The organism is Franconibacter pulveris (genome assembly GCF_056780215.1).
Genome location: NZ_CM165555.1, coordinates 2981506 through 3007407, shown reverse-complemented (window position 1 = coordinate 3007407; position 25902 = coordinate 2981506). Strand labels below are relative to the sequence as shown.

Genomic DNA, 25902 nt, shown 5'->3' with positions numbered 1-25902 from the left:
ATATAATGCAAGAAAGTATTCAACTGGTTCTCGACTCCGCCCCCTTTTTGTTGCGGGGCGCCGTTTTTACGCTGCAGCTTAGCATCGGCGGCATGTTCTTCGGGCTGGTGCTCGGTTTTGTGCTGGCGCTGATGCGCCTGTCCCACATCTGGCCCGTCTCCTGGCTGGCGCGCTTTTACATTTCGATTTTTCGCGGCACGCCGCTTATCGCTCAGCTCTTTATGATCTACTACGGTCTGCCGCAGTTTGGCATTGAGCTGGACCCTATCCCGGCGGCCATGATCGGGCTGTCGCTGAACACCGCGGCTTATACCTCGGAGACGCTGCGCGCGGCGATTTCCTCTATCGATAAAGGGCAGTGGGAAGCGGCGGCGAGTATCGGCATGACGCCGTGGCAAACGCTGCGCCGCGCCATTCTGCCGCAGGCGGCCCGCGTGGCGCTGCCGCCGCTCAGCAATAGCTTCATCAGCCTGGTGAAAGATACCTCGCTCGCCGCCACCATTCAGGTGCCGGAGCTGTTCCGTCAGGCGCAGTTGATAACGTCGCGCACGCTGGAAGTGTTTACCATGTATCTGGCCGCTTCACTGATTTACTGGGTGATGGCGACCGTGCTCTCCGCGCTGCAAAACTATTTTGAAAACCAGCTGAACCGACAGGAGCGTGAGCCGAAATGAGTGCGATTGAAGTAAAAAAACTGGTGAAAGCGTTCCACGGCCAGACGGTGCTGCACGGCATCGACCTTGAGGTCGCAGAGGGCGAGGTCGTGGCGATTATCGGGCCGAGCGGCTCAGGAAAAACGACGCTGCTGCGCAGCATCAACCTGCTGGAGCAACCCGACAGCGGCACCATCAGAGTGGGCGACATGCTCATCGACGCCGCGAAGCCGATGAGCCAGCAGAAAGCGCTGGTGCGGCGGCTGCGCCAGCACGTCGGGTTCGTGTTCCAGAGCTTTAATCTCTTCCCTCACCGCACGGTGCTGGAAAATATTATCGAAGGGCCGGTTATCGTTAAAGGCGAACCCAAAGCCGAGGCCGCCGCCCGGGCGCGTGAATTGCTGGCGAAAGTAGGGCTGACCGGAAAAGAGACCAGCTACCCTAAGCATCTCTCCGGCGGGCAGCAGCAGCGCGTGGCGATAGCGCGGGCGCTGGCGATGCGCCCGGACGTTATTCTCTTTGACGAGCCGACTTCGGCGCTGGACCCGGAGCTGGTGGGGGAGGTGTTGAACGCTATTCGACAGCTTGCCGAAGAGAAACGCACCATGGTTATCGTTACGCATGAGATGAGCTTCGCCCGCGACGTGGCGGACCGCGCAATCTTTATGGACCAGGGACGCATCGTGGAGCAGGGGCCAGCGAAATCACTCTTCGCTAACCCGCAACAGCCGCGTACCCGGCAATTTCTTGAGAAGTTCCTGAACGCCTGATGCGCCTTCTCTGCCCCTCTCCCCGACGCAGGGGAGAGGCGAGTCGGTTATCCGCGACGTTGCGTTCTTCTCTTGAAGACAAAGGGAGGGGAGCGCTGAACCGCAGCGCTGCCTCAACGCAGCATAAAACCACTATGCCCACTTCGCCTCGTCGCTGCCGAGCGGCGACGGCGCGCGCGACCAGGCAAGCGGCGTACCCGCAAGCCACAGCGGCGGCTTGAGCCGCGCTCCCAGCCCGAAAGAAGACCACTCATAAAAAGGCAGCTCGTCATATCGGCTGCGTGCGGAAAACGCCGTCTCCTGCTGCTGGGGATAAGCCATCAGAAACGCCGCCGTGCGCGCCAGCGAAAGCCGCGCCCGGTAGCCCTGCTGAGTATGCAAACGGTGATAAAGCCCCTTCAGCACGGCGGCGGCCATCATGTAGCCCGTGGCGTGATCGAGCGCCTGTACCGGCAGGGGAGTGGGCTTGTCGCGGCCTTGCCAGAGCATGCCGGCATGCGCGATGCCGCAGGCCATCTGCACCAGGCTGTCGAAACCCCGGCGGTTGCGCCACGGGCCGCTCCAGCCCCAGGCGTTCAGCGAAACATCCACCAGGCCTGGCGCCAGCGCGCTTCGCGTCTCCTCATCAAAGCCCAGCGCCGCCAGCGCATCGGCCCGGTAGCCATGCACCACGACATCCGCCTTCGCCAGTAAATCGCGTAACCGCGCCTTGCCTTCTTCGCTTTTGAGATTGAGCCGCGCGCAGCGTTTCCCCGCCGTGATTTCCTCTTCCAGCGTCGGCTCGACCCAGCCGGGCGGGTCAATGCGCAGCACCTGCGCGCCGAGCCCCGCCAGCAGCCGTGTGGCGACAGGCCCTGCGATAATGCGCGTCAAATCCAGCACGCGAATGCCGAGCAGGGGTCTGGCAGCAGGCAGCCGCCAGGACGCGGCTGGGGCTGCGCCCGTGAATTGCTGTATAAAGAGCGGTTCGCGCGCTACCGCCGCGCCCTGCGGGTGGCTGCGCCATTCGCTTTCGCTGCGCATCGCCGCCGCGCAACCGCCTGCCTGTGCGATGGCGTCTTCAAGCGTCACGCTTTGCCAGCCTTTTACCGTAGCGGCCAGCGCTTCCCGGTCCGCGTGAATGCCCAATACGCGCTCCATCGCGTGGCGATGATGAGCGGCGTTAGTATGCAGCCTTATCCAGCCATCCTGCGTCGCGTAATCCCCGGCAAAAGGATCCCAGAGCGCAGGAGCAGGGCGGTTAAGCGGCCGCAGGCTCATCTGGAACCACTGGCTCGCCAGCCTGCGGTCGACTTCTGGCGTGGCGTTGGAAGAAATAAGGCGCTGCAACGTGCCGGCTACCAGCGCAATACTTGCCGCCGCAATATCGCTAACGGCAAAGCAAGAAGGCAATGCGCCGCGATGAATATATAAAATATCCGGCGGCGAATTTTCCTGTAATTCACGCCAGAGTTCGGCAAAGACGGAAGCTGTCTCGGTTGGTTTACACATTTTTCTCTCCTGCTTATCGCATAAACCTTAGCAAGAGATTTCTTCTCATGTGGGCTTCAATGATAATTCTCATGTGGGCTTCAATGATAATGTGTATAAATGATTTCAAAGAAATGATACGTTATATTCGTATAATTGGACGATATTAATAACGCAGGGGAATAGTCGCACAGCATGAAGGAAAGTGATTTTTTTGACTGGCGACAGCAAATGCTGCACCGCTTTCAGTCAATCGAAACTGCCGATGAGATTTACGACCTGCTGCACCAGCAAACGCAAAACTTAGAATTTGATTATTTCGCGCTTTGTATTAAGCATCCCGTTCCTTTCACACGGCCAAGACTAACGCTTTATACCACCTACCCGCAGGCGTGGTTAGATCACTATCAGGCGGAGAATTATTTCGCCATCGATCCCGTGCTTAAACCACAAAACTACCAGCGTGGTTTTCTTAACTGGGATGATGCGCTTTTCGCGGCGCCCGCGGAGGAGTTATGGGCCAGAGCCCGTGATTTCGGGCTGCGCAGGGGGATAACGCAGTGTGTGATGGCGCCTAACCGCGCGCAGGGTTTCCTTTCGATTTCGCGCACGCAAGTGAATGGGAAAACGCTTGATGATGCTGAACTGGAATTGCGTCTTCAGTATTTGACGGAATTAAGCATGATGACCCTGGCCCGGCTTGAAGACCCGGCGATGGCATCTCTTGAGATGAAGCTCAGCAAAAGGGAAAAGGAGATTTTGCAATGGACGGCGGAGGGGAAAACCTCGGCGGAAATAGCCATTATTCTCGCTATTTCTGAGAACACGGTTAATTTCCATCAAAAGAACATGCAGAAAAAATTCAACGCGCCAAATAAGACGCAGATTGCCTGTTACGCGGCGGCGATTGGCCTGATATGAGTTTTACTTAAGTTCTGCGTGTCAGACAGCAAAAAGGCAGCCAGTTTTTTCCTGGCTGCCTTTTTTATTACTGGCGGTAAGCTTGTTTAATTTGCTTAACCGTATTGCTGAAGACAGCGGCCTGCGCTTCGTTTTCCATTTCAGCAATCTGCTTTTCCATTTTAATAATAACCCGACCGGCATCTGCCTGCCCCATAGCCTGCAGCATCTGGGTGATCAGGCCTTTCAGACAGGCGACTTCCAGAGCCAATTCCTGCAGATTGTCAGCGGTGGAAAAATCAGGGGTGCTCATCTCTTTTCCTCTGTGTAATGGCGCAACGATAAGGCGCGGCGAGATTGTTGAGGGCGCGGAGTATACCACAAGGCGCAGAAAAGTAATCAATGCGCGTTTTTTGTACGCTGTTCGGGCGGGGTTTACCGTGACAAACGTATTTTTTTATAGAAATTTTGCTTAATGTGAGGAAGATTTTTCGTGCGGTTAAATAATATGTTTCAGGTTGGTTTTTGGAAGGTTAATTAATAAAAACTTAAATATAGATTTATTTTCCTGATAACTGATAAAAAAGTTATATGAAATTAACCTATTGAAAAATAAGGCTTTGTTTTTGAGTTGTTTCGGTCTCTTGCCATTTTTTAGCTACGGCTGTCGCATTTTATTTCCAAAAACGAGAGGGGAAACCGGCTCAGCGAACGTTTTGAGTTTTAAAGTTGACTTAAAACCCGTTAATATACGGTGAATTGGCTTTAGCAGCGTTATCCCTTTTCTGGAGAGTTTTCCATTGATCAACGTTCTTCTTGTTGATGACCATGAACTGGTGCGCGCAGGGATACGACGCATTCTTGAAGATATCAAAGGCATAAAAGTGGCGGGCGAAGCCTGCTGCGGTGAGGACGCCATTAAATGGTGCCGCGCGAATCCGGTCGATGTCGTGTTAATGGACATGAGCATGCCGGGTATTGGCGGCCTTGAGGCAACCCGTAAAATCGCCCGTTACTCTTCTGACATCAAAGTGATTATGTTAACCGTGCATACGGAAAATCCGCTGCCCGCCAAAGTTATGCAGGCTGGCGCGGCGGGTTATCTCAGCAAAGGCGCCGCGCCAGCGGAAGTGGTCAGCGCCATTCGCTGCGTTCATGCCGGTCAACGCTATATCGCCTCAGACATTGCGCAGCAGATGGCGCTCAGCCAGATAGAGCCTGCCAAAACGGAATCGCCGTTTGCCAGTTTGTCTGAACGCGAATTGCAGATTATGCTCATGATTACCAAAGGCCAGAAGGTTACTGAGATTTCCGAACAACTTAATCTCAGCCCTAAAACGGTGAACAGCTACCGCTACCGCATGTTCAGTAAGCTGAATATTCATGGCGATGTGGAGCTGACTCACCTGGCAATCCGCCATGGCCTGTGTAATGCGGAGACGTTAACAAGTCAGTGAGTGAAGTTTTTGATTCCAAATCTTTCCTGAAAACCGTGACCAGCCAGCCTGGCGTCTACCGAATGTATGACGCCAGCGGCACGGTTATCTATGTCGGTAAGGCAAAAGATCTCAAGAAGCGCCTTTCAAGCTACTTTCGCAGCAACCTCGCGAGCCGGAAAACCGAAGCGCTGGTCGCGCAAATCCAGCAGATTGACGTGACGGTGACGCACACCGAAACGGAGGCGTTGCTGCTTGAGCATAACTACATCAAACTTTATCAGCCGCGCTACAACGTCCTGTTGCGTGATGATAAATCTTATCCTTACATCTTTCTGAGCGGCGACACCCATCCGCGGCTTGCCATGCACCGTGGCGCGAAGCATGCCAAAGGCGAATATTTTGGCCCGTTCCCGAACGGGTACGCGGTGCGTGAAACGCTGGCGCTGCTGCAAAAAATCTTCCCCGTTCGCCAGTGTGAAAACAGCGTTTACCGCAACCGTTCGCGTCCTTGTCTGCAATACCAGATTGGCCGCTGCCTGGGGCCGTGCGTTGAAGGATTGGTGAGCGAAGAGGATTATGCGCAGCAGGTGGAATATGTGCGCCTGTTCCTCGCCGGAAAAGATGACCAGGTAATCAACCAACTGGTGGCGCGCATGGAGAAAGCGAGCCAGAGCATGGAGTTTGAAGAGGCTGCGCGCATCCGCGACCAGATTCAGGCGGTGCGCCGCGTGACGGAAAAACAGTTTGTCTCCAACACGGGCGACGATCTGGACGTGATAGGCGTGGCGTTTGATGCGGGCATGGCCTGCGTGCATGTGCTGTTTATTCGTCAGGGCAAGGTGCTGGGCAGCCGCAGCTATTTCCCGAAAGTGCCCGGCGGCACCGACTTAGCCGAAGTGGTAGAGACGTTTGTCGGGCAGTTTTACCTGCAGGGAAGCCAGATGCGTACGCTGCCTGGGGAAATCCTGCTCGACTTCGCGCTGGCGGACCAGAACGTACTGGCGGAGTCGCTTAGCGAACTGGCGGGACGTCGCGTTCACGTTCAGACCAAACCGCGAGGCGACCGCGCCCGCTACCTGAAGCTTGCGCGCACCAACGCCGCGACGGCGCTGACGACAAAGCTTTCGCAACAGTCGACTATCAGCCAGCGGCTCGTCGCGCTTGCTAAAACGCTCGATCTCCCGGAAGTGAAGCGCATGGAGTGTTTTGACATCAGCCATACCATGGGCGAGCAGACAGTGGCTTCCTGCGTAGTCTTTGACAGTAACGGCCCGGTGCGGGCGGAATATCGCCGCTACAATATTACCGGCATTACGCCCGGTGATGATTACGCCGCCATGAACCAGGTGCTGCGTCGCCGTTATGGTAAAGCGATTGATGAAAGCAAGGTGCCGGATCTTATCCTGATAGATGGCGGGAAGGGGCAGTTGGCGCAGGCCAAATCGGTGTTTGCCGAACTTGATGTGCCCTGGGATAAACACCATCCGCTGCTGCTCGGCGTGGCCAAAGGCAGCGACCGTAAGGCGGGGCTGGAAACGCTTTTCTTCGAACCGGAAGGGGAGGGGTTCTCTTTGCCGTCTGATTCGCCCGCGCTGCATGTTATCCAGCACATTCGCGATGAATCCCATAACCATGCGATAACCGGACATCGTAAAAAACGGGCTAAGGTTAAAAACACCAGCACGCTGGAAGAGATAGAAGGCATTGGACCGAAACGCCGCCAGATGCTGCTGAAATATATGGGCGGATTGCAACCTTTGCTTAACGCTTCTGTTGAGGAAATTGCAAAAGTTCCAGGTATCTCGCAGGCGCTGGCAGAAAAGATCTACTACTCGTTGAAACATTAGGGGCTATGTAGCAACATAGCGGTAATTTCACTGACGACAGATAGTTACCTGCATTATGCAATTCAATATTCCTACGCTGCTGACCCTGTTTCGCGTCATCCTGATCCCGTTTTTTGTGCTGGCGTTTTATCTGCCGTTTCACTGGGCGCCTTTTGTCTGCGCCCTTATCTTTTGTTTCGCGGCCATAACCGACTGGTTTGATGGCTACCTGGCCCGCCGCTGGAACCAGAGCACCCGTTTTGGCGCCTTTCTTGATCCGGTCGCTGATAAAGTCATGGTAGGGATAGCAATGGTGCTGGTGGCGGAGCATTACCACAGCTGGTGGATAACCCTGCCGGCCGCAACCATGATCGCTCGCGAAATTATTATCTCAGCGCTGCGCGAATGGATGGCGGAGCTGGGCAAGCGCAGCAGCGTGGCGGTTTCCTGGATTGGCAAAGTAAAGACTACGGCGCAGATGCTGGCGCTGATCGGTCTGCTGTGGCGCCCTAACATCTGGATCGAGTATGCTGGCATTGCGCTCTTTTTCATCGCTGCGGTGTTAACGTTCTGGTCAATGTTCCAATATTTGAACGCTGCGCGGGGCGATTTGCTCGAACGGTGATCTATCCGGCGCAAAATTCAGCAAACAAACCGGCTGGTGGGAAAATTTCGTTGACTCACTGCGTCAGGTAAGTAGAATGCAACGCATCGAACGGCGGCACGGTTTGCCGGAAGATAAAGAAATCAAGCAATTAACTTAGCAATAAGTTAAGCAGCTCTGATAAGCGGGAATAGCTCAGTTGGTAGAGCACGACCTTGCCAAGGTCGGGGTCGCGAGTTCGAGTCTCGTTTCCCGCTCCAGTTTAAAAAGCACTGGCCGTTAAGGCGGGTGCGGCCTGAAAAGGCGAAGAATCTGGCGCGTTAACAAAGCGGTTATGTAGCGGATTGCAAATCCGCCTAGTCCGGTTCGACTCCGGAACGCGCCTCCACTTTCTTCCCGAGCCCGGATGGTGGAATCGGTAGACACAAGGGATTTAAAATCCCTCGGCGTTCGCGCTGTGCGGGTTCAAGTCCCGCTCCGGGTACCACTGGGAAAGACAAGAATAATCAAAGCAATAAGCAGTGTCGTGCAAAACCACCGAAAGGTGGTTTTTTTATTGGTAATGCTTATTGGCTGCCGTTTTTTACCGCGTCACATTCCTTTTCACGCTGAAGCCATGCTTTCTGTTGTTACCGTTTTTAGTTGTACTTTGCATAACAAGAGGAAGCGGAAACATTGTCTCTCTTCAGCTGCGCCAGGGTAGCGCTGAAATCCATACCCCACGCCGCCATAAAAAAAGCAGACATTAAATAATGTCTGCTTCGCTTGAATCTTTTACTTTTCACCGACGGCGTAATTAAGCCTGCGCGTCCAGCGTGGCGAGTTCTTTATCGATAAAATAAAGCCCTTCGCCGCTTTTCCCGACCAGGCTCAGCTTATCGATCACGGATTTAAATAATTTTTCTTCTTCGTGCTGCTCAGCGACATACCATTGCAGGAAATTAAAGGTCGGGTAATCCTGACCCAACATGGCGGCATGGGCTAATTCATTAATCTTGCGCGTAATCAACTGTTCATGCTCATAAGTCGCTTTAAACAATTCGTCCAGCGAAGCGTATTGCGCGAAAGGCGAAGGTATCGCGTTGATTTGCGGCAGGCTGCCGGTATCCGTCAGGTAATCGAACAGACGCTGCATATGCGTCATCTCTTCCTGCGCGTGGCGGCGCAGGAACGCGGCGGCCCCTTCAAAACTGTGGTAGCTGCACCAGGCGCTCATCTGCTGATAAAGCAAAGAGGAATAGAGCTCCAGGTTCATTTGCTCATTAAGTTTTTCCATCATATCGGGTTTAAGCATGTTTTCGCTCCGCAAGAGAATGAAGATGGCGGCACTATAATTTGTTATTTAACTATTTGCAAAAGGTAAAATAAATAAGGTAGTTAAGTAAAAATGCAAATGGAAATCAGACGCATTAGATTAATTAAAAGATTCTTTTTGAGATAATAAAAGATAAGGGTTGGTTGCGTGAGCAGGTAAATAAGCGGCGAGAAAAGATCCGTTAATAGCGGCTTAATTGAAATTTACAGGCGAGTTGCGCAGGTGGCTTCGAATACTCTCGCCAGCATGGCGGCTTTTTCTAACGGTTGACTGAAATAATACCCCTGTAACAAAGGAACGCCGAAGTTGCGCAGCGTCTGCGCCTGTCTCGCCGTTTCTACGCCTTCGGCAATCACTTCATAACCAAAGGTGCCTGACATGGTCAGCACCGCCTGCACCACAGCCAGACCTTTATCATCGATATTGTTTACGAAGGAGCGATCGATCTTCACAAAGTCGATGCGCATGTTTTGAATGACGGAAAGACTGGAATACCCCGTGCCAAAGTCGTCGATGGAAATCCGTACCCCTTTATCCTGCAGATAGCTGACTTTCGCGTAAATCTCCGTCTGGCTTTCGTGAAATAACGACTCCGTTACCTCAAGATGCAGACGCTCCGGTGCAATGGCATAGTGAGTTAACAACTGCTCGACCTTATCGATAAACGCGGCGTCCTGTAATTGAACGATAGAGACATTAACCGAAAGGGCAATCTCCTTTGCTGCGGGCGGCAGCTCAGCAAGCGTTTTACAGGCTTCCTCGATTATCCAGTATCCCAGCGGCACAATACTGCCGCTTTTTTCTGCCACCGGAATAAACAGCGAAGGAGGAATAGCGTCATCGCCGCACTGCCAGCGTAATAGCGTCTCAAGGGAGACGATACGTCCGCTTTGCGCCTCGACAATAGGCTGATAAACCAGCCGCATCTCATTTTTCGCCAGCGCGCTTTTTAGCGCTTCCTGCAGATACACCTGGTTTAGCAGCTCTGTCTCAAGCTCGCGGTTATAAAATGCGACGCGCTGCGGCTGCTTCCCTTTCAGGGAGTACATAGCGATATCCGCGAGCTGAATCAGCCGGGTTATCGCTTCGCTATGACGTGGACAGATGGCGATGCCGATGGTGGCGCTAAGAAAAAGCTCCTGCCCGCGCAACGCCCAGGGTTGGCTGAAGCTCTCGTTCATCTCTTGCGCCAGGCGGGCAAGCTGCGCTCTGTCAGTCAGAGGAATACAAAAGATAAACTCATCGCCGCCCCAGCGGCAGAGCATCGCGTTATTATCCCGGTTAAAGGTTTTCAGCCGGTCGCTGAACGCCAGCAGTATCTGGTCGCCAGCGTCATGGCCAAGCGTATCGTTGATGGCCTTAAAGCCATCAAGGTCGATAAAAAAGAGGCTGAAGCCGCTAATTTCGTTCTGCTTATAGCGCAGCGTCAACGCATTAGCGGCGCGCAGGAAAGCGACGCGGTTATGTAACCCTGTCAGCGAGTCGGTATGCGAAATCTCATAAATTTCCTGCGTACGGGTGCGAATCGTCTCTTCCATTCGCTCCAGCAACTGGCTGTTTTTATACTTCAGCAGAATGGCGCTCTTAACATAGCGCGCGGCGCGGCCAGCAGAAAAAACCATAATGGCGGTAAAGCACAGCCCCAGCGCCCCAAGATTGTTTTTGTACTTTTCGCTGGCGCAAAGCAGCTCCAGAGAAAAAGGCACCAGTACGATGATGGGATACAGCGTGCCGATAAGCGCGTTGCCGGAAAGTATGCTGGTCGCGCCGCCTGCCATAGCAGAGAGGATCACCATCGAAGAGGTGAACTCTTCAATACTGAATCCCTCGCTAAAGAACAAACACCAGCCGCTCCATAATAAGCTGGTCAGCAGGCAGCCTGTGCTGAAGCGCCAGTAAAAATGGTTTTGTTTACGCTCAAAGCTGTTGGCCCGATACCAGAGGAGGGTGTCAACCAAACGAACGGCCAGCAGCAGGCAGATAATTGCCCACCAGATGAGCTTGCCCGTGCGGTTATCATGGTCGAGAAAAGTAAAGACCAGGCTGGTGGCGACAATAAAAGTAATCAAAATACCGGGCAGCGCGTTGCTGTAGAGTAGCTTAATGCCTTCCGCGCGATACAGTCTTTGTTTGTCCCGTTTATCTCTCATACAACGACTACATTTCCCGTTTTTGTTTTATCTGACCCTGAAAAGAAGGCGAAGCAAAGCGGCGCGGGGAGTGAATCATGGGCGAAGGAAAGGCGTCAGGAAGATCATGGTCAATAGATTATTCATTACGCATATTGATATGCGCCAGCCTGACGGGCTGGCGCCGACGCTTACCAACCCGCATGTTGTGGCACGGAAAAACCACGGCACTGGTATTCCAGTACCACTGATTCGTTCAGGCATTGCGTTCCGCTGATAACAGAGCAGGTTTTTATCGGCTGGCCATAGCTTTCCGCCATGGCGAAGCCCCACTCCTGACACTGACGCGTCGCGGTGACCTGAGCGAGATAAGGGTCTGCTTTTGCGTTAAACAAAGCGGGGTCGTTAAAGCCCAGGCGCACCATGCCAGTGAGCTTGTTGCCGCCCACGACTTCGGGGTTTTTCGTTATGGTACAGCCAGCGAGCAGCAGGGCTGCGAGAAGTATCACGTTGCGCATGTCGGTTCCCGGAATGTTCATTCAGCTCCCATCATGGCATAAGCCGAATCAATGCAATCGCCCGAAAAGCCCACAGATCATAGCCTTGCCCTGGCGATATTATCATTACCTCACTAAGTTTAGTGCCACTTAATATTTATGTTCAATCACTTAAGTTTACCCAGGAAATGCCGAAAATAGCGATACGGCACGTTTCAATTCGTACTCAAGAATCACGAATGAAGCAGGGAGGGGTGTCGTCATGCCTCGCACAAGGATGGCATTTCTACACACCGAGAAAACACTATGAATTTCATTCGTAATATCAAAATCCGCGCAATGGTGGTCATGATACTTTGTTTTTCCACCCTCGCCTGGATTGGCGTTTCCGGATTAACGCTCTGGTTTTTGAATAATCTGGAAGAGAGTCTGACGCTAACGGGGGCGCAAAAATCATGGATAGACGGCGCCCAGACGCTGCTGGTTATCTCCGTTTTCGCCAGTGTCGCTATTACTATTTTTACCGAACGCTACCTCTATTTTTGCCTGGTGAAACCGGTAGACGTTATCCGTGAACATTTGCATGTGCTGGCGCAGGGAGATCTCTCTGCGCCGCTGCGCGATCTTGGCCGCAACTGTATCGGGATGATGGTGCCGCACATTAAAACCATGCAGGGGAACTGGGAAAAAACCGTCTCGGACATTCGCAACAGCGCTGATACGATTCGCTCCCACGCCGGCGACGTCACAGGCGTCAACAACGAGCTATCGAGCCGTTCTGAACAGCAGGCCGCCGCGCTTGAGCAGACCAGCGCCAGCATGGAGCAGCTCAGCAGCACCGTTAAACTCAATGCTGATAACGCCAGTCACGCCAGCCAGCTTGCGCAAAACGCCACGCAAACCGCCATTGAAGGCGGGCAGTCTGTCGATCAAGTCATGAAGACGATGTCGGTCATCAGCAGCAGTTCACACAAAATCGTCGATATCACTACCGTGATAAACAGTATCGCTTTCCAGACAAATATTCTGGCGCTGAACGCGGCGGTTGAAGCGGCGCGCGCGGGCGAGCAGGGGCGCGGTTTCGCCGTTGTGGCAAGCGAGGTGCGTAACCTCGCAAGCCGCAGCGCCCAGGCGGCGAAAGAGATAGAAACCCTGCTCAATGAGTCAGTCAGCAACATCAATACCGGCTCGGATCAGGTAAAAAAAGCGGGCGAAGCGATGAGCAATATTCTTCGCGCCGTGCAGCAGGTCAATGACATCATGGGCGAGATTGCCAGCGCGTCCGGCGAACAGAGCAAAGGCATCAGTCAGGTGGGCATTGCCGTGAAGGAGATGGATAGCGTGACCCAGCAGAATGTGCAGTTGGTTCAGCAGTCCGTACTCTCTTCGGTGGATCTGGAAAAACAGGCCGTACGCCTAAACGACGCCCTGGCGCTGTTCCGCATCGTTCAGCCTGTGCAGGCGAAAGCCGTACCGCCTGCGGTAAAAGCCGCGTCGTTCACTGCACCCGCGCGCTCCCTGGCAACGGCTGAGGAAAACTGGGAGACATTCTGACGCCGTTTGGTGGGCGAAAAGCAAAACTGTGAGGCTTACATACTTTTATAAAACATTTTTTCATTTAATTTGAAAGTGTGTTTGGTGAATAGTATGTTTACCTCATGGTTTGCTATTCGTGGCGGGGAAACCCGCGTACCCTCAGGAGGAAAGAATGAAAATTGCACTGATGATGGAAAACAGTCAGGCGGCGAAAAACGCCATCATCTACAAAGAGCTCAAGGCGGTTGCGGATGAGAAAGACTATCCGGTTTACAACGTCGGCATGAGCGATGAGCAGGATCACCACCTGACCTATATCCATCTGGGGATCATGGCGAGCATCCTGCTAAACGCAAAAGCGGTGGATTTCGTTATCACCGGTTGCGGCACCGGCCAGGGCGCGCTGATGTCTCTGAACATTCATCCGGGCGTGGTGTGCGGCTACTGTATCGATCCGGCGGACGCTTTCCTGTTCGCGCAGATCAACAACGGCAACGCGCTGGCGCTGCCTTTCGCAAAAGGCTTCGGCTGGGGCGCGGAGTTGAACGTGCGCTTTATCTTCGAAAAAGCGTTCACCGGTCGCAAAGGCGAGGGTTATCCGCCGGAGCGTAAAGAGCCGCAGGTTCGCAACGCGGGCATCCTTAACCAGGTGAAAGCCGCCGTCGTGAAAGAGAACTATCTGGATACCCTGCGCGCCATCGACCGCGAGCTGGTAAAAACGGCGGTCTCCGGCGAGCGTTTCCAGAAATGCTTCTTTGAAAACTGTCAGAACAAAGAGATTGAAGCTTTCGTACGCGAAGTACTGGGCTGATTTCATCGCAAGAAAACCAGCGCCCGGGCGCTGGTTTTTTTATGCCCGTTTTTCAGAAACCGCCGCTCCGGCATGACGCGCCAGACGCAGCGTATCGATTAATCCCACCAGACAAATCAGCGCAATCCAGACAAACGCCAGGCGAAAACTCACACCCGGCAGGCTTTCAAGCGAAAACCAGCGGCTCACCAGTTCGCCAAGCCGGATGCCAATCGCGCCAAGCGTAATGCCAAGCCCGACCGCCAGTTGCGTAGCGGTGCTGAACAGCGTATTGGCGTAGCTCATCTGTGGCGAAGGCACATCGGCGAAGGCGAGGGTACTGACACCCGTAAACTGAATAGAGCGAAAAACGCCGCCCAGATAAAGAATGACAAGTATCAGCCAGACGGGGGTTTGCGGCGTCAGGAACGCGCAGGCAAGCAACGCCGCCACGTTCAGCAGACCGTTTATCAACAGAAGTTTCTTAAACCCCAGCGTGCGGATAAGCGGCGTAGTGGCTGGTTTTATTGTGAGGTTGCCGGCAAACACCGCCAGCACCAGCAAACCTGAGTGAAACGCATCCATGCCGAAGCCCACCTGGAACAGCAGCGGCAGTAAGAAGGGCACCGCGCTGATGGAGGCGCGGAACAGCGAGCCGCCATACATCGTTACGCGAAAGGTCTGCACCCGCATCGCGTCAAGACGAATCATAGGATAGCGCGCGCGCTGAAAATGGCGCAGCGCAAACCATAGCGCGCCGCCGCCCGCGACCAGCAACGCGCCAGCAAGCGCGATATCCGGCTGTTCTGCGCCAAGGAGTTCCATCATGTAGACCAGCGCAACCATCGCCACGGCAGTGGCGATAAAACCTTGCGTATCAAAAGGTCGCCGCTCTTGCTCGCGAATATCAGGAATAATGCGTAACGCAAGCCACATCGCCAGCAGGCCAAGCGGCAGGTTTATAAAGAAGATCCAGCGCCAGGTAGCATAGCTGGTGATAAAACCGCCCAGCGGCGGGCCGATAATCGGGGCGACCAGCGCGGGCCAGGTGAGGGTAGCGATAGCGCCTATCAGCTGATGTTTGGGCGTAGTGCGCAGCACCGCTAATCGCCCGACAGGCACCATCAGCGCGCCGCCCACGCCCTGCAAAATACGCATGGCGACAAAAACTTCAAGACTTGCGGCGAGGCCGCAAAGCACCGAAGCGAGAGTAAAAATACCGAGCGCTACCGTAAACACCGCACGGGCGCCAAAGCGGTCCGCTATCCAGCCGCTGGCGGGTATCAGCACGGCAAGCGTAAGCAGATAAGCGCTGATGCCAATATTAAGATCTACCGCCTGCACGCTAAAGGTGCGGGCCATCTCCGGCAGCGCGGTGGCGATAACGGTGCCGTCGAGAAACTCCATAAAAAAGGCGCCTGCCACCAGCAGGGCCGCGGGTGAAAGACCGCGACTTGCCGCCGCGCCTGCGCTACCACTCATCGCTACCGTCCCGTTTAAAAAAAATGAGTAAATTTATACCTGTCAGTTTAAAAGGTAACCGATGGATTTATTTATATTTTTTTAACAAATGTGAGCAAAACGTTAACTTTATTGGTGTGATATTCATCACAAACTGGTTGATTTTTGTGATGGAGGTCATATTATTAGCCCATCGCAACACGTTACCTGCATAAAAACAATTTCGGAGCACATCATGAAATTCCGTAAAATCCTGAAAAGCATGTTCGAAAACTACTGCAAGACTTTCAAAGACGTACCGCCAGGCGCTATGTTCTGATAAAAAAACCTGCTTCGGCAGGTTTTTTTGTCTCTCCACTTTATCCCTCCTTTTCCGTTTCGACTAGCTCCGCGTTTTACTACCGTTTTTCCCTTTGTGCCGCTACTATGGCCGCCACGAAACGTAAGGAGTGAAAAATGTCGAAAGTTTTTACCGCCGAAGAAGAGCTGCAATCTGATATCGTAGCGTGCCAGCTGGTTATCAAGCAGATCCTGGATGTCATTGACGTGATTGCGCCGGTTGAAGTGCGTGAGAAGATGGCGAACCAGCTTAAGGCTATCGATTTTACCGGTCATCCTGCCGCCGATGCGGTTACGCTGCGCGCGGTACAAAAAGCGGTGGCGTTGATTGAGCTGAAATTCACCCCGCAAAACGAAGCGCATTAATAAAACGGCCTCCTGTGAGGCCGTTTTGCTTTCTATTCACGTTCGTTAAAAGAAAAGCTGTACCAGCATGTAGCTGGCTGCGCAGGCGCAGCTTACGCCAATCAGTCCCGGCAGAATAAAGCTATGGTTGAGAATGAATTTGCCGATGCGCGTGGTGCCGGAGCGGTCAAAGCCGATGCAGGCGAGGTCGCTTGGGTAGGTCGGTAAAATAAAGTAGCCGTAAGAGGCGGGGAAGAAGGCCACCAGCATTTTGGGCTCAACGCCCAGCATCAGCCCCATGGGGGCGACCGCCGTCAGCGCCGCCGCCTGGCTGTTTACCAGCTTCGACACCAAAAAAAGCACCAGCGCATATGTCCACGGATGGCTTTGCACTACGCCTTCCAGCGCCAGTTTCAGCCCTTCCAGGTGCGCCTGAAAAAAGGTGTCGCTCATCCAGGCGACGCCAAACACTGAGAAAATCGCCACCATGCCCGCTTTGAATACCGCGCCGCTGGAGATAGTGGCGGCGTTCACTTTACACACCACCAACATGACCGCGCCAGCAATCAACATCATCATCTGAATTACAAGGTTCATGGAAAGCGGCTTCAGCGCGCCTTTGACTTCAAATGCCGGGCGCAGCGCGGGCAACGCGCCGAGCAGCACAACCACCAGAATGCCGGTAAAAAAGATCCAGGTTGACCAGTAGGCTTCGCGAGGGAAGCGCTGGTTCATCAGCGTCTCGCTGGCGCCGTAAATATAATCGCGCTGTTTAGGATCGCGAATACGGGCCTGGAAAGCGTCGTCATCCGCCAGATCTTTACCCCGGCGCAGGCTCCAGAGCGCGGCTATCAGCACGCCAAACAGCGAAGCGGGCACCGAAACCGCGAGAATTTCCAGAATCCCCCATGCCTGGCCTACGCCATGCCGGGCGCCGATAATGGAGACCAGCGACACCACGGCCACCGAAACAGGAGAGGCGGTAATCGCCATTTGCGAGGCAATCGAGGCCACTGCCATCGGCCGCTCCGGACGAATGTTCTTTTTCAGCGCAATGTCCGCAATGATGGGAAACATGGTGTAGACGACGTGGCCGGTGCCGCACAAAAACGTCAGCGACCAGGTGGTGAAAGGGGCGAGCAAGGTAATGTGCTGCGGGTGGCGGCGCAGCAGTTTTTCGGCAAACTGCATCATCACGTTCAGCCCGCCTGCGGTTTGCAGCGTGGCGGCGCAGCCGATGACCGCAAGGATGGTGAGCATCACGTCCACCGGCGGCTTGCCGGGCTCAAGACCAAAAACAAAGGTCAGGATAAAAAGACCAACGCCGCTGATTAAGCCGAGCCCCATGCCGCCAAAACGCGTTCCCACTAACAGGCAAAGAATAATGACTATAAATTCAATGGTTATCATAACTGTCCCTGGCTAATAAAAGAAAAACGACACAAATCATCACACATTGTGTGGTTAACCATTGGGAGCCAGATCAGAAATGTCGCGCTCGCTTCGCCTGTTGTTAGTTACAACATACTTTGAAGGGAAACGCCGTGGTTCAGCGCCGCATGCGCGCAAGCAGCCCGGCTTAAGCCGGGCCTGGCAGGGGGGATTAACAACGCTAACGAGATTAGTGATGTTCGTAATTAACAAGATTGAAAAAGCATTGGTCGGTGTCGGCTACCGGCACGCCTTCACGCGAGGCGGCGCGAACCTCTTCCAGCAGCGCTTGTAAAAACTGTCTGTCCTGCGCATGGCTTGCGCTCAGGGAGTCCAGCACGCTGCACGTGGTCTCGTCATGACACGCTTTGGCCAGAAGCATGAGGCGGGAAAGGCTAGCGCTCCGTTGGTTAAGATCATCAAGGGTACGAAGAAAGAGTTCTTCCAGTGAGCCGCATTCGCAGGCGGACACTGGCGCTGCGCCAATGACCGGGTCGGCGCCTTCCTGCTTCATATAATCGAAAAGAGACATCATGTACGTGACATTATTTTGCGCCTGATTGCGCAGAAAAGTGGCGGCGCCATTGAGGTTATGTTCTGTGCACCAGTCGCTAAGACGAAGATAAAGATGTGAGGCGTTAAACTCGCGGTTTACCTGGGCGTTGAGTTTTTGAAGAATTTCACGGGTCGGCATAAAAACATCCTTATTCAGCGGGTGAATGTCGTTCTGGGTGGCGCCGCCACGCAAGCACGCTTAGCATTGCACTTACTAAAATTATTATTATCAGTAAGTTGCTGTGTTTGTGCGGCCTTTTTACTGCGCTTTTCTGCCGCGCTGGCGCCAGCGTCACTCACAGAATACGTTGCGTCCGGGGTAGCGCGTCTTTCAGGGATCGGCTTTTTACAACTGCTTACACTTACTTTTATTGTGACTACTCATTCAGAAAATAAATGAAACGTTGTTTTATTTATGTGAGTAGCCTAACAAAGCCAGCCCCACGTTTACGGTTACGCTGCGTAGCGAGAAAGCACTGACGGAATGAACGAGGGAGAAAATGAAACGTATCGCAGTCTTGCTGGCGCCAGGTTTTGAAGAGGCGGAAGCCATCGTCACTATTGATATTCTTCGTCGCATGAAGCTTGAGGTCGACACGCTATCCTGCGCAGAGAGCCGCGCCGTGGAGAGCTACCACGCCATCCCGGTGGTGGCCGACCATACGCTGCGCGAACGGTTCGATACGACGTACGACGCCGTGGTTTTACCCGGCGGCCCGGACGGCAGCCGCCGCCTTGCGGCAAACGAAAGCGTGCTGGCGTTTGTTCGCCGACATGATGAAGCGGGCAAGTTTATCTGTCCCATCTGTTCCGCCGCGGCGCGGGTATTAGGCGGCAACGGTATGCTGAAAGGACGGCGTTACGTCTGTTCCGGCGATCTCTGGCAGGATATCGACGACGGCGTCTATGTCGATGCGCCGGTAGTGGAGGACGGCAACCTGCTCAGCGGCAAAGGGCTCGGTCATGTTTTTGACTTTGCGCTGACCCTTGCTGCCCGCCTGCTGGAAGAGGAAGCGCCCGTGCGCGAGCATGCCGGGCATATCTATTACGCCTGGTAAACGTTCATCCCCGCGCCGCTGGCTATACTTTTAGTTTTAAGCGAGCAGGGGGCTCTATGAACCATTACGAAACGCTTTATTTATCGCAACCCAGCGGCGGCGTGCCTAATAATCCGCTGCCGCTTTTGCTTTATCGCCAGGTTATGCCGGAGGACGCGCGAGACAGCGCCGCCTGGTTTGAAGCCGTTTTCGACAAGAACGACTGGCCGCCGCGCTGGCGCTATCCTGTTTTTACCTATACCCATTTTCACACCAACACGCATGAAGTACTGGGTATTTATGCTGGCGAAGCGGATATTCAGCTCGGCGGTGAAACCGGCCCGGTGGTACATCTGAAAAGAGGCGATGCAGTACTCATTCCGGCGGGCGTCGGCCATAAGCAAATTCGCGCCAGCGATGATTTCATGGCGGTTGGCGCTTATCCACCTCATCTCTCCCCCGATAAGTACCTCGACCAACCGGAACAGTTGCAGGAAACATTAAAAAATGTCGCCCAGGTCGCCATTGCGCACAGCGACCCGCTTTTCGGCAGCGCGGGCGGTTTGCTCGAAGCATGGAACCGCCAGGACTGAGCAACTGGGGATATGGATTTTCCTGCCGCTCCCTTTACCATTCATCATACATATAAGCGCCGAATTATGCCTTAAATTGCTGAATCTATGCACACTCTGACTGTAATTCTGCGGTGTGATTTTGCTCTCCTATGGAGGATTGATTTCCTTATTAAACTATCTCCAGCAACAGCCTCTGCCGGGAAGGCGAGGCTAATGCCTTGTTTTATGTCCGATTAAAAGAACCGTACAGGTTTTTACCCTGCATAAAAGAAAGCTAAAGCTGGAGTCAACCATGCACAAATTTACTAAAGCGCTGGCAGCGCTCGGTCTGGCTGCCGTTATGTCACAATCCGCTATCGCAGAAACCATGAAGCTGGGTTTTCTGGTTAAACAGCCGGAGGAGCCCTGGTTCCAGACCGAGTGGAAGTTTGCTGATAAAGCCGGGAAAGATTTGGGTTTTGAAGTGATCAAAATCGCCGTGCCGGACGGCGAAAAGACCCTTAACGCTATCGACAGCCTGGCGGCAAGCGGCGCTAAAGGCTTTGTTATCTGTACGCCAGACCCGAAACTGGGTTCGGCGATTGTGGCGAAAGCGCGCGGCTACGACATGAAAGTCATTGCGGTTGACGATCAGTTCGTTAACGCCAAAGGCAAGCCGATGGAAACCGTTCCGTTGGTGATGATGGCGGCTGCCAAAATCGGCGAGCGTCAGGGCCAGGAGCTTTATAAAGAGATGCAAAAACGCGGTTGGGATGTAAAAGAGTCCGCCGTTATGGCCATCACCGCCAACGAACTCGATACCGCTCGCCGCCGCACCACCGGCTCGATGGACGCGCTGAAGGCCGCTGGCTTCCCGGAAAAACAGATCTATCAGGTACCCACCAAATCCAACGATATTCCTGGCGCGTTTGACGCCGCCAACTCGCTGCTCGTTCAGCATCCTGAAGTGAAACACTGGCTGGTTGTCGGCATGAACGACAACACGGTGCTGGGCGGTGTGCGCGCCACCGAAGGGCAGGGCTTTAAAGCGCCGGACGTTATCGGCATCGGCATCAACGGCGTCGATGCGGTAAGCGAGCTTTCCAAAGCGCAGGCCACCGGCTTCTATGGCTCGCTGCTGCCAAGCCCGGACGTGCATGGCTATAAATCCAGCGAAATGCTCTACAACTGGGTGACGAAAGGGGCCGAGCCGCCGAAGTTCACTGAAGTGACCGACGTGGTGCTTATCACCCGCGACAACTTCAAAGACGAACTGGCGAAAAAAGGGCTGGGCGGCAAGTAATGGTCTGGTTTACAACTCACGGGCGCGCAATGCGCCCGCTTCCGGAGTCGATTGTGGAGGCGTTATGCAACAGGCAGCACCGTATCTCTCATTTCGTGGCATAGGAAAATCCTTTCCGGGCGTGAAGGCGCTTTCCGACATTAGCTTTGATTGTCACGCCGGCCAGGTCCACGCCCTGATGGGGGAAAATGGCGCCGGTAAATCCACATTGCTGAAGATCCTGAGCGGCAATTACACCCCAACCACAGGCAGCATCGCCATTCAGGGCAACGAGGTGGCTTTTAATGACACCACCGCGGCGCTGAACGCCGGGGTCGCCATTATTTACCAGGAGTTGCATCTGGTGCCGGAAATGTCTGTCGCCGAGAACATCTATCTCGGCCAGATCCCGCATAAAGGCGGCATTGTTAACCGTTCGCTGCTGAATTACGAAGCAAAACTGCAGCTTGAGCATCTTGGGCTGAATATCGACCCGCAGACGCCGTTGAAATACCTCTCCATCGGCCAGTGGCAGATGGTGGAAATCGCCAAGGCGCTGGCGCGCAACGCCAAGATTATCGCCTTTGACGAGCCCACCAGCTCGCTCTCGGCGCGGGAAATCGAAAACCTGTTCCGGGTGATTCGCGAGTTAAGAAAGGAGGGGCGCGTCATTCTTTATGTCTCGCACCGTATGGAAGAGATCTTCGCGCTGAGCGACGCCATCACCGTGTTTAAAGATGGGCGCTATGTCTGCACTTTTAGCGATATGCAGCAGGTTAATCACGACAGCCTGGTGCAGGCGATGGTCGGGCGCAACCTCGGCGATATCTACGGCTGGAAACCGCGTCCTTACGGCGAAGAGCGGTTGCGGCTCGATAACGTCAAGGCGCCAGGCGTGCGGATGCCGGTCAGCCTCAGCGTTAAAAGCGGGGAAATCGTCGGGCTGTTTGGTCTGGTCGGGGCCGGGCGCAGCGAGCTGATGAAAGGGCTTTTTGGCGGCACGCGCATCACTGGCGGACAGGTGTTAATAGATGGCAAGCCGGTGGCTATCCGTGAACCCAGCGACGCCATCCGCGCCGGCATGATGCTCTGCCCGGAAGATCGTAAAGCCGACGGCATTATTCCGGTGCACTCGGTGCAGGACAACATCAACATCAGCGCGCGGCGCAAGCATATCAGCGCGGGTTGCCTTATCAATAATCAGTGGGAAGCCAACAACGCCCAGCACCATATCCGCTCGCTCAATATTAAAACTCCGACCGCCGAGCAGCTCATCATGAATCTTTCCGGCGGCAACCAGCAGAAAGCCATTCTTGGCCGCTGGCTTTCGGAAGAGATGAAAGTGATTTTGCTCGACGAGCCGACGCGCGGCATTGATGTCGGCGCGAAGCATGAGATTTACAACGTGATTTACGCGCTTGCCGCGCAGGGGGTGGCGGTGCTTTTCGCCTCCAGCGATCTGCCGGAAGTGCTTGGCGTCGCCGACCGCATCGTGGTGATGCGCGAAGGAGAAATCGCCGGAGAACTGTTGCATGACCAGGCCAGCGAACAGCAGGCATTGAGTCTCGCTATGCCCAAAGTCAGCCAGGCGGTTGCCTGAGAGAGGAGTGAACATGTCTTCATTAACATCATCCGGCGCAACCAAATCGCCGTTTAGCGTTGGCCGCATCTGGGATCAGTACGGCATGCTGGTGGTTTTCGCGGTGTTGTTTATCGCCTGCGCCATCTTTGTTCCCAACTTTGCCACCTTCATCAATATGAAAGGGCTGGGCCTCGCCATCTCGATGTCCGGCATGGTGGCCTGCGGCATGCTTTTCTGCCTTGCCTCAGGCGACTTCGACCTGTCTGTCGCTTCGGTTATCGCTTGTGCGGGCGTGACCACGGCGGTGGTCATTAACATGACTGAAAGCCTGTGGATTGGCGTTTTCGCAGGGCTAATGCTTGGCGTGGCGAGCGGCCTGGTGAACGGGTTTGTGATTGCGAAGCTAAAAATCAACGCGCTCATCACCACGCTCGCCACCATGCAGATAGTCCGCGGCCTGGCCTATATCATCTCCGACGGCAAAGCGGTCGGGATTGAAGACGAGAGCTTCTTCACCCTGGGCTACGCTAACTGGCTGGGGCTGCCCGCGCCAATCTGGCTGACGGTCGCCTGCCTGGTGCTGTTCGGCTTCTTGCTCAATAAAACCACCTTTGGCCGCAATACGCTGGCGATTGGCGGCAACGAAGAGGCGGCGCGTCTTGCGGGCGTACCGGTAGTGCGCACCAAGATAATCATCTTTGTGCTCTCCGGTCTGGTGTCCGCGGCGGCGGGAATTATTCTCGCCTCGCGTATGACCAGCGGCCAGCCGATGACCTCCATCGGTTATGAGCTGATCGTCATCTCGGCATGCGTTCTTGGCGGCGTTTCGCTGAAAGGCGGCATAGGAAAAATCTCGTATGTGGTGGCGGGGATATTAATTCTCGGCACCGTAGAAAACGCCATGAACCTGCTGAACATCTCCCCCTTCGCACAGTACGTGGTGCGCGGCCTCATCCTGCTTGCAGCGGTGATTTTCGACCGCTACAAACAGAAAGCAAAGCGTACGGTTTAACCGTTTTTTGACTGATATTCGTCCACTTCGCCAGCCATTTACGGCTGGCGAAGCTGTTGTCGAATGGCGACACTCGTCACACTGTCTATACTTACATGGCTAACGAACAACCCTGGATAACCGAAGCGGTTATCCATTAAACCTGTAAGGAGGAAATTGGGTGGCTGAAGTACTGTCTACACCGCCGCTGCTTTCCGGGGAGCTTGCCTTCTTTTTTGACCTGGACGGCACACTGGCGGAAATCAAACCGCATCCGGATCAAGTCTCCATTCCCCCTGACGTGCGCAACCTGCTGCAAAAACTGTCTGGCATGAATGACGGGGCGCTGGCATTGGTCTCAGGACGTTCGATGGCTGAGCTGGACAAGCTCGCCACACCGTTCCAGTTCCCGCTCGCCGGGGTACACGGAGCGGAACGTCGTGATATCAATGGGAACAGCCATGTCGTGGCGCTGCCGGTTGAGCTGGTGGAATCGCTGCAGCTGCGGCTTGGGCAGGCGCTGGCGAAAATGCCGGGCACCGAGCTTGAGCCAAAAGGCATGGCTTTTGCGTTGCACTACCGACAGGCGCCGGAATATGAGCAACAGGTGTTGCAGCTTGCCCAGTCGATGGCGCAGCAGCATGAAGAGCTGGCGCTACAGCCAGGCAAGTGCGTGGTAGAGCTGAAACCAAAGGGCATTAATAAAGGCGCGGCCGTGGCGGCGTTTTTGAAAGAAGCGCCGTTTGCAGGCCGCACGCCGGTCTTCGTAGGCGATGACCTGACGGATGAGGCTGGCTTTCATACCGTAAACGCCTTAAACGGCGTATCCATTAAGGTCGGGCAGGGAGAGACGCAGGCGAAGTGGCGTCTCTCCAGTGTACAAGAGGTGCACGCCTGGCTTGAAGAACTCGTACAACACTTAGAACAAGAAAAAAAGCACTTTACTGAAAGGAGAGAAGGCTATGAGTCGCTTAGTCGTAGTATCTAATCGTATCGCCCCGCCTGATGACAAAAAGAGCAGCGCCGGGGGCCTCGCGGTAGGGATACTGGGGGCGCTGAAAGCCGCAGGCGGTCTCTGGTTTGGCTGGAGCGGAGAGATTGGCAATGAAGACGCGCCGCTAAAGAAAGTTACTCGCGATAATATTACCTGGGCTTCCTTCAACCTCAGCGAAGAAGACCATGAGCAATATTACAACCAATTCTCCAACGCCGTTCTCTGGCCCGCTTTTCACTACCGTCTGGACCTGGTTAACTTTCAGCGTGATGCCTGGGAAGGCTATCAGCGCGTTAACAGCCTGCTGGCGGACAAGCTGAAACCGTTGGTGAAAGAGGACGATATCCTCTGGATCCATGACTACCATCTGCTGCCGTTCGCAGCCGAATTGCGTAAGCGCGGCATTAATAACCGCATCGGTTTCTTCTTGCATATTCCCTTCCCGACGCCGGAAATTTTTAACGCGCTGCCGCCGCATAAAGAGCTGCTTGAGCAGCTGTGCGATTACGACCTGCTGGGCTTCCAGACGGAAAACGACCGCGTGGCGTTTTTAGACAGCCTTGCTTCCCAGACGCGCCTTACCGCGCATGGTAAACATGCCCATTCCGCTTACGGTAAAACGTTCCGCACGGAAGTTTACCCTATCGGCATTGAACCGGATGAGATTGCCGAACAGGCCGCAGGCCCGTTGCCGCCGAAGCTTGAGCAGCTCAAAAGAGAGCTTGGCAGCATCAAAAACATCTTCTCGGTGGAGCGGCTGGATTATTCCAAAGGCCTGCCGGAGCGTTTCCAGGCGTTTGAAGCGCTGCTTGAGAAATTCCCGCAGCACCACGGCAAAATTCGCTATACGCAGATTGCGCCGACGTCGCGCGGCGATGTGCAGGCTTATCAGGACATTCGTCATCTGCTGGAAACCGAAGCGGGCCGCATTAACGGCAAATATGGCCAGCTCGGCTGGACGCCGCTTTACTATCTCAACCAGCATTTTGACCGCAAGCTGCTGATGAAAGTCTTTCGCTATGCGGATGTCGGCCTGGTCACCCCGCTGCGCGATGGGATGAACCTGGTCGCCAAAGAGTATGTGGCGGCGCAGGACCCGAAAAATCCGGGCGTGCTGGTGCTTTCTCGCTTTGCGGGCGCGGCGAATGAGCTGACCTCCGCGCTGCTGGTAAACCCTTACGATCGTGACGAAGTCGCGGCGGCGCTTGACCGGGCGCTAACGATGCCGCTGGCGGAGCGTATCGCGCGCCACAGTGAAATGCTGGAGATTGTGCAAAATAATGACATCAATCACTGGCAGGAGAGTTTTATCGCCGACCTAAAGCAAGTGACGCCACGCAGCGAAGAAAGCCAGCTGCAAAGTAAAGTGGCGACCTTCCCGAAACTGGCGTAAACCGAAAAT

General features: G+C 54.5%; 25 protein-coding genes and 3 tRNA genes. 20 read left to right on the top strand and 8 right to left on the bottom strand.

Features of this window, described 5'->3' with window-relative positions; all coding sequences use genetic code 11:
* The first annotated feature begins 5 nt into the window (after nt 1–5).
* Both tcyL and tcyN read left to right on the top strand, forming a co-directional pair.
* Complete coding sequence (gene tcyL, locus ACU4F7_RS14210) at nt 6–674, top strand: cystine ABC transporter permease (protein ID WP_029591969.1); 669 nt, start codon at nt 6–8, stop codon at nt 672–674.
* Nucleotides 671–1423, top strand: coding sequence for an L-cystine ABC transporter ATP-binding protein TcyN (tcyN, locus tag ACU4F7_RS14205; protein ID WP_481637181.1), 753 nt, complete (start codon nt 671–673; stop codon nt 1421–1423). Before tcyL ends, tcyN begins: the two co-directional genes overlap by 4 nt.
* 132 nt (nt 1424–1555) lie before the next feature.
* Here the strand turns inward: tcyN and ACU4F7_RS14200 are convergent, their stop codons facing one another.
* Nucleotides 1556–2914, bottom strand: coding sequence for a CoA transferase (locus ACU4F7_RS14200; protein WP_481637180.1), 1359 nt, complete (start codon nt 2912–2914; stop codon nt 1556–1558).
* A 174-nt stretch (nt 2915–3088) separates the two neighbouring features.
* On the opposite strand from ACU4F7_RS14200, the gene sdiA reads away from it, so the two are divergent.
* On the top strand, nt 3089–3814 hold the full coding sequence (gene sdiA / locus ACU4F7_RS14195; protein WP_029591966.1) for a quorum-sensing transcriptional regulator SdiA: 726 nt from the start codon (nt 3089–3091) through the stop codon (nt 3812–3814).
* A gap of 67 nt (nt 3815–3881) precedes the next feature.
* On the opposite strand, the gene ACU4F7_RS14190 is transcribed toward sdiA, so the two are convergent.
* Complete coding sequence (locus ACU4F7_RS14190; protein ID WP_024555908.1) at nt 3882–4106, bottom strand: DUF2594 family protein; 225 nt, start codon at nt 4104–4106, stop codon at nt 3882–3884.
* A 487-nt stretch (nt 4107–4593) separates the two neighbouring features.
* On the opposite strand from ACU4F7_RS14190, the gene uvrY reads away from it, so the two are divergent.
* From uvrY to ACU4F7_RS14160, 6 genes are all read left to right on the top strand, one after another.
* Nucleotides 4594–5250, top strand: coding sequence for a UvrY/SirA/GacA family response regulator transcription factor (gene uvrY / locus ACU4F7_RS14185; protein ID WP_024555907.1), 657 nt, complete (start codon nt 4594–4596; stop codon nt 5248–5250).
* Nucleotides 5247–7079, top strand: coding sequence for an excinuclease ABC subunit UvrC (gene uvrC / locus ACU4F7_RS14180; RefSeq protein WP_029591965.1), 1833 nt, complete (start codon nt 5247–5249; stop codon nt 7077–7079). Before uvrY ends, uvrC begins: the two co-directional genes overlap by 4 nt.
* A gap of 55 nt (nt 7080–7134) precedes the next feature.
* Nucleotides 7135–7683: a CDP-diacylglycerol--glycerol-3-phosphate 3-phosphatidyltransferase gene (gene pgsA / locus ACU4F7_RS14175; RefSeq protein ID WP_029591964.1), complete on the top strand. Its 549-nt coding sequence runs from the start codon at nt 7135–7137 to the stop codon at nt 7681–7683.
* A 163-nt stretch (nt 7684–7846) separates the two neighbouring features.
* Nucleotides 7847–7922, top strand: a tRNA-Gly gene (locus tag ACU4F7_RS14170).
* Nucleotides 7923–7976: 54 nt separating this feature from the next.
* A tRNA-Cys gene (locus ACU4F7_RS14165) sits at nt 7977–8050 on the top strand.
* A gap of 12 nt (nt 8051–8062) precedes the next feature.
* Nucleotides 8063–8149: transfer RNA gene (locus ACU4F7_RS14160), tRNA-Leu, on the top strand.
* A gap of 309 nt (nt 8150–8458) precedes the next feature.
* Here ACU4F7_RS14160 and ftnA read toward each other — a convergent pair.
* The 3 genes from ftnA to yecR form a co-directional block, all read right to left on the bottom strand.
* Nucleotides 8459–8956 (bottom strand): non-heme ferritin, encoded by a 498-nt coding sequence (gene ftnA / locus ACU4F7_RS14155; protein ID WP_481637179.1) that lies wholly within the window; start codon nt 8954–8956, stop codon nt 8459–8461.
* 224 nt (nt 8957–9180) lie between these two features.
* Nucleotides 9181–11127, bottom strand: coding sequence for a putative bifunctional diguanylate cyclase/phosphodiesterase (locus ACU4F7_RS14150; RefSeq protein WP_481637178.1), 1947 nt, complete (start codon nt 11125–11127; stop codon nt 9181–9183).
* Nucleotides 11128–11297: 170 nt separating this feature from the next.
* A complete protein-coding gene (yecR, locus tag ACU4F7_RS14145) occupies nt 11298–11645 on the bottom strand; it encodes a YecR family lipoprotein (RefSeq protein WP_481637177.1) in 348 nt (115 codons plus the stop codon).
* 264 nt (nt 11646–11909) lie between these two features.
* On the opposite strand from yecR, the gene ACU4F7_RS14140 reads away from it, so the two are divergent.
* Both ACU4F7_RS14140 and ACU4F7_RS14135 read left to right on the top strand, forming a co-directional pair.
* Entirely contained in the window at nt 11910–13157 is a 1248-nt protein-coding gene (locus ACU4F7_RS14140) for a methyl-accepting chemotaxis protein (protein WP_481637176.1), read from the top strand.
* A gap of 154 nt (nt 13158–13311) precedes the next feature.
* Entirely contained in the window at nt 13312–13950 is a 639-nt protein-coding gene (locus tag ACU4F7_RS14135) for an RpiB/LacA/LacB family sugar-phosphate isomerase (RefSeq protein WP_029591960.1), read from the top strand.
* Between the two features lie 39 nt (nt 13951–13989).
* Here ACU4F7_RS14135 and ACU4F7_RS14130 read toward each other — a convergent pair whose 3' ends face one another.
* Nucleotides 13990–15411: an MFS transporter gene (locus ACU4F7_RS14130; protein WP_029591959.1), complete on the bottom strand. Its 1422-nt coding sequence runs from the start codon at nt 15409–15411 to the stop codon at nt 13990–13992.
* Nucleotides 15412–15625: 214 nt separating this feature from the next.
* On the opposite strand from ACU4F7_RS14130, the gene azuC reads away from it, so the two are divergent.
* Together azuC and ACU4F7_RS14120 are read left to right on the top strand one after the other, a co-directional pair.
* Nucleotides 15626–15709, top strand: coding sequence for a stress response protein AzuC (azuC, locus tag ACU4F7_RS14125; RefSeq protein WP_103676150.1), 84 nt, complete (start codon nt 15626–15628; stop codon nt 15707–15709).
* 137 nt (nt 15710–15846) lie between these two features.
* Complete coding sequence (locus ACU4F7_RS14120; protein ID WP_024559008.1) at nt 15847–16095, top strand: DUF2766 family protein; 249 nt, start codon at nt 15847–15849, stop codon at nt 16093–16095.
* Between the two features lie 45 nt (nt 16096–16140).
* Here the strand turns inward: ACU4F7_RS14120 and ACU4F7_RS14115 are convergent, their stop codons facing one another.
* Nucleotides 16141–17484 (bottom strand): anaerobic C4-dicarboxylate transporter, encoded by a 1344-nt coding sequence (locus ACU4F7_RS14115; RefSeq protein ID WP_029591958.1) that lies wholly within the window; start codon nt 17482–17484, stop codon nt 16141–16143.
* A gap of 211 nt (nt 17485–17695) precedes the next feature.
* A complete protein-coding gene (locus ACU4F7_RS14110) occupies nt 17696–18199 on the bottom strand; it encodes a non-heme ferritin-like protein (protein ID WP_029591957.1) in 504 nt (167 codons plus the stop codon).
* A gap of 361 nt (nt 18200–18560) precedes the next feature.
* Between ACU4F7_RS14110 and ACU4F7_RS14105 the strand changes: the two genes are divergently transcribed.
* The 7 genes from ACU4F7_RS14105 (at nt 18561) to otsA (ending at nt 25893) form a co-directional block, all read left to right on the top strand.
* On the top strand, nt 18561–19118 hold the full coding sequence (locus ACU4F7_RS14105) for a DJ-1/PfpI family protein (RefSeq protein WP_029591956.1): 558 nt from the start codon (nt 18561–18563) through the stop codon (nt 19116–19118).
* A gap of 56 nt (nt 19119–19174) precedes the next feature.
* Complete coding sequence (locus tag ACU4F7_RS14100; RefSeq protein ID WP_481637175.1) at nt 19175–19690, top strand: cupin domain-containing protein; 516 nt, start codon at nt 19175–19177, stop codon at nt 19688–19690.
* Between the two features lie 274 nt (nt 19691–19964).
* Nucleotides 19965–20954: an arabinose ABC transporter substrate-binding protein AraF gene (gene araF / locus ACU4F7_RS14095; protein ID WP_024559012.1), complete on the top strand. Its 990-nt coding sequence runs from the start codon at nt 19965–19967 to the stop codon at nt 20952–20954.
* A 64-nt stretch (nt 20955–21018) separates the two neighbouring features.
* Complete coding sequence (araG, locus tag ACU4F7_RS14090) at nt 21019–22533, top strand: L-arabinose ABC transporter ATP-binding protein AraG (RefSeq protein WP_029591954.1); 1515 nt, start codon at nt 21019–21021, stop codon at nt 22531–22533.
* A 13-nt stretch (nt 22534–22546) separates the two neighbouring features.
* Complete coding sequence (gene araH, locus ACU4F7_RS14085) at nt 22547–23527, top strand: arabinose ABC transporter permease AraH (protein WP_024559014.1); 981 nt, start codon at nt 22547–22549, stop codon at nt 23525–23527.
* Between the two features lie 160 nt (nt 23528–23687).
* Complete coding sequence (gene otsB, locus ACU4F7_RS14080; RefSeq protein WP_029591953.1) at nt 23688–24494, top strand: trehalose-phosphatase; 807 nt, start codon at nt 23688–23690, stop codon at nt 24492–24494.
* Nucleotides 24469–25893: an alpha,alpha-trehalose-phosphate synthase gene (gene otsA / locus ACU4F7_RS14075; protein WP_029591952.1), complete on the top strand. Its 1425-nt coding sequence runs from the start codon at nt 24469–24471 to the stop codon at nt 25891–25893. Before otsB ends, otsA begins: the two co-directional genes overlap by 26 nt.
* Nucleotides 25894–25902 lie beyond the last annotated feature (9 nt).

What these genes read in the sequence shown, in the direction of transcription:
- otsA (WP_029591952.1), top strand. Translation starts at nt 24,469, where the DNA reads ATGAGTCGCTTAGTCGTAGTATCTAATCGTATCGCCCCGCCTGATGAC.
- araF (WP_024559012.1), top strand. Translation starts at nt 19,965, where the DNA reads ATGCACAAATTTACTAAAGCGCTGGCAGCGCTCGGTCTGGCTGCCGTT.
- araH (WP_024559014.1), top strand. Translation starts at nt 22,547, where the DNA reads ATGTCTTCATTAACATCATCCGGCGCAACCAAATCGCCGTTTAGCGTT.
- sdiA (WP_029591966.1), top strand. Translation starts at nt 3,089, where the DNA reads ATGAAGGAAAGTGATTTTTTTGACTGGCGACAGCAAATGCTGCACCGC.
- azuC (WP_103676150.1), top strand. Translation starts at nt 15,626, where the DNA reads ATGAAATTCCGTAAAATCCTGAAAAGCATGTTCGAAAACTACTGCAAG.
- ACU4F7_RS14140 (WP_481637176.1), top strand. Translation starts at nt 11,910, where the DNA reads ATGAATTTCATTCGTAATATCAAAATCCGCGCAATGGTGGTCATGATA.
- ACU4F7_RS14190 (WP_024555908.1), bottom strand. Translation starts at nt 4,106, where the DNA reads ATGAGCACCCCTGATTTTTCCACCGCTGACAATCTGCAGGAATTGGCT.
- ACU4F7_RS14200 (WP_481637180.1), bottom strand. Translation starts at nt 2,914, where the DNA reads ATGTGTAAACCAACCGAGACAGCTTCCGTCTTTGCCGAACTCTGGCGT.
- ftnA (WP_481637179.1), bottom strand. Translation starts at nt 8,956, where the DNA reads ATGCTTAAACCCGATATGATGGAAAAACTTAATGAGCAAATGAACCTG.
- ACU4F7_RS14100 (WP_481637175.1), top strand. Translation starts at nt 19,175, where the DNA reads ATGAACCATTACGAAACGCTTTATTTATCGCAACCCAGCGGCGGCGTG.
- tcyN (WP_481637181.1), top strand. Translation starts at nt 671, where the DNA reads ATGAGTGCGATTGAAGTAAAAAAACTGGTGAAAGCGTTCCACGGCCAG.
- yecR (WP_481637177.1), bottom strand. Translation starts at nt 11,645, where the DNA reads ATGAACATTCCGGGAACCGACATGCGCAACGTGATACTTCTCGCAGCC.
- ACU4F7_RS14135 (WP_029591960.1), top strand. Translation starts at nt 13,312, where the DNA reads ATGAAAATTGCACTGATGATGGAAAACAGTCAGGCGGCGAAAAACGCC.
- ACU4F7_RS14120 (WP_024559008.1), top strand. Translation starts at nt 15,847, where the DNA reads ATGTCGAAAGTTTTTACCGCCGAAGAAGAGCTGCAATCTGATATCGTA.
- ACU4F7_RS14130 (WP_029591959.1), bottom strand. Translation starts at nt 15,411, where the DNA reads ATGAGTGGTAGCGCAGGCGCGGCGGCAAGTCGCGGTCTTTCACCCGCG.
- ACU4F7_RS14115 (WP_029591958.1), bottom strand. Translation starts at nt 17,484, where the DNA reads ATGATAACCATTGAATTTATAGTCATTATTCTTTGCCTGTTAGTGGGA.
- ACU4F7_RS14105 (WP_029591956.1), top strand. Translation starts at nt 18,561, where the DNA reads ATGAAACGTATCGCAGTCTTGCTGGCGCCAGGTTTTGAAGAGGCGGAA.
- pgsA (WP_029591964.1), top strand. Translation starts at nt 7,135, where the DNA reads ATGCAATTCAATATTCCTACGCTGCTGACCCTGTTTCGCGTCATCCTG.
- ACU4F7_RS14150 (WP_481637178.1), bottom strand. Translation starts at nt 11,127, where the DNA reads ATGAGAGATAAACGGGACAAACAAAGACTGTATCGCGCGGAAGGCATT.
- araG (WP_029591954.1), top strand. Translation starts at nt 21,019, where the DNA reads ATGCAACAGGCAGCACCGTATCTCTCATTTCGTGGCATAGGAAAATCC.
- tcyL (WP_029591969.1), top strand. Translation starts at nt 6, where the DNA reads ATGCAAGAAAGTATTCAACTGGTTCTCGACTCCGCCCCCTTTTTGTTG.
- ACU4F7_RS14110 (WP_029591957.1), bottom strand. Translation starts at nt 18,199, where the DNA reads ATGCCGACCCGTGAAATTCTTCAAAAACTCAACGCCCAGGTAAACCGC.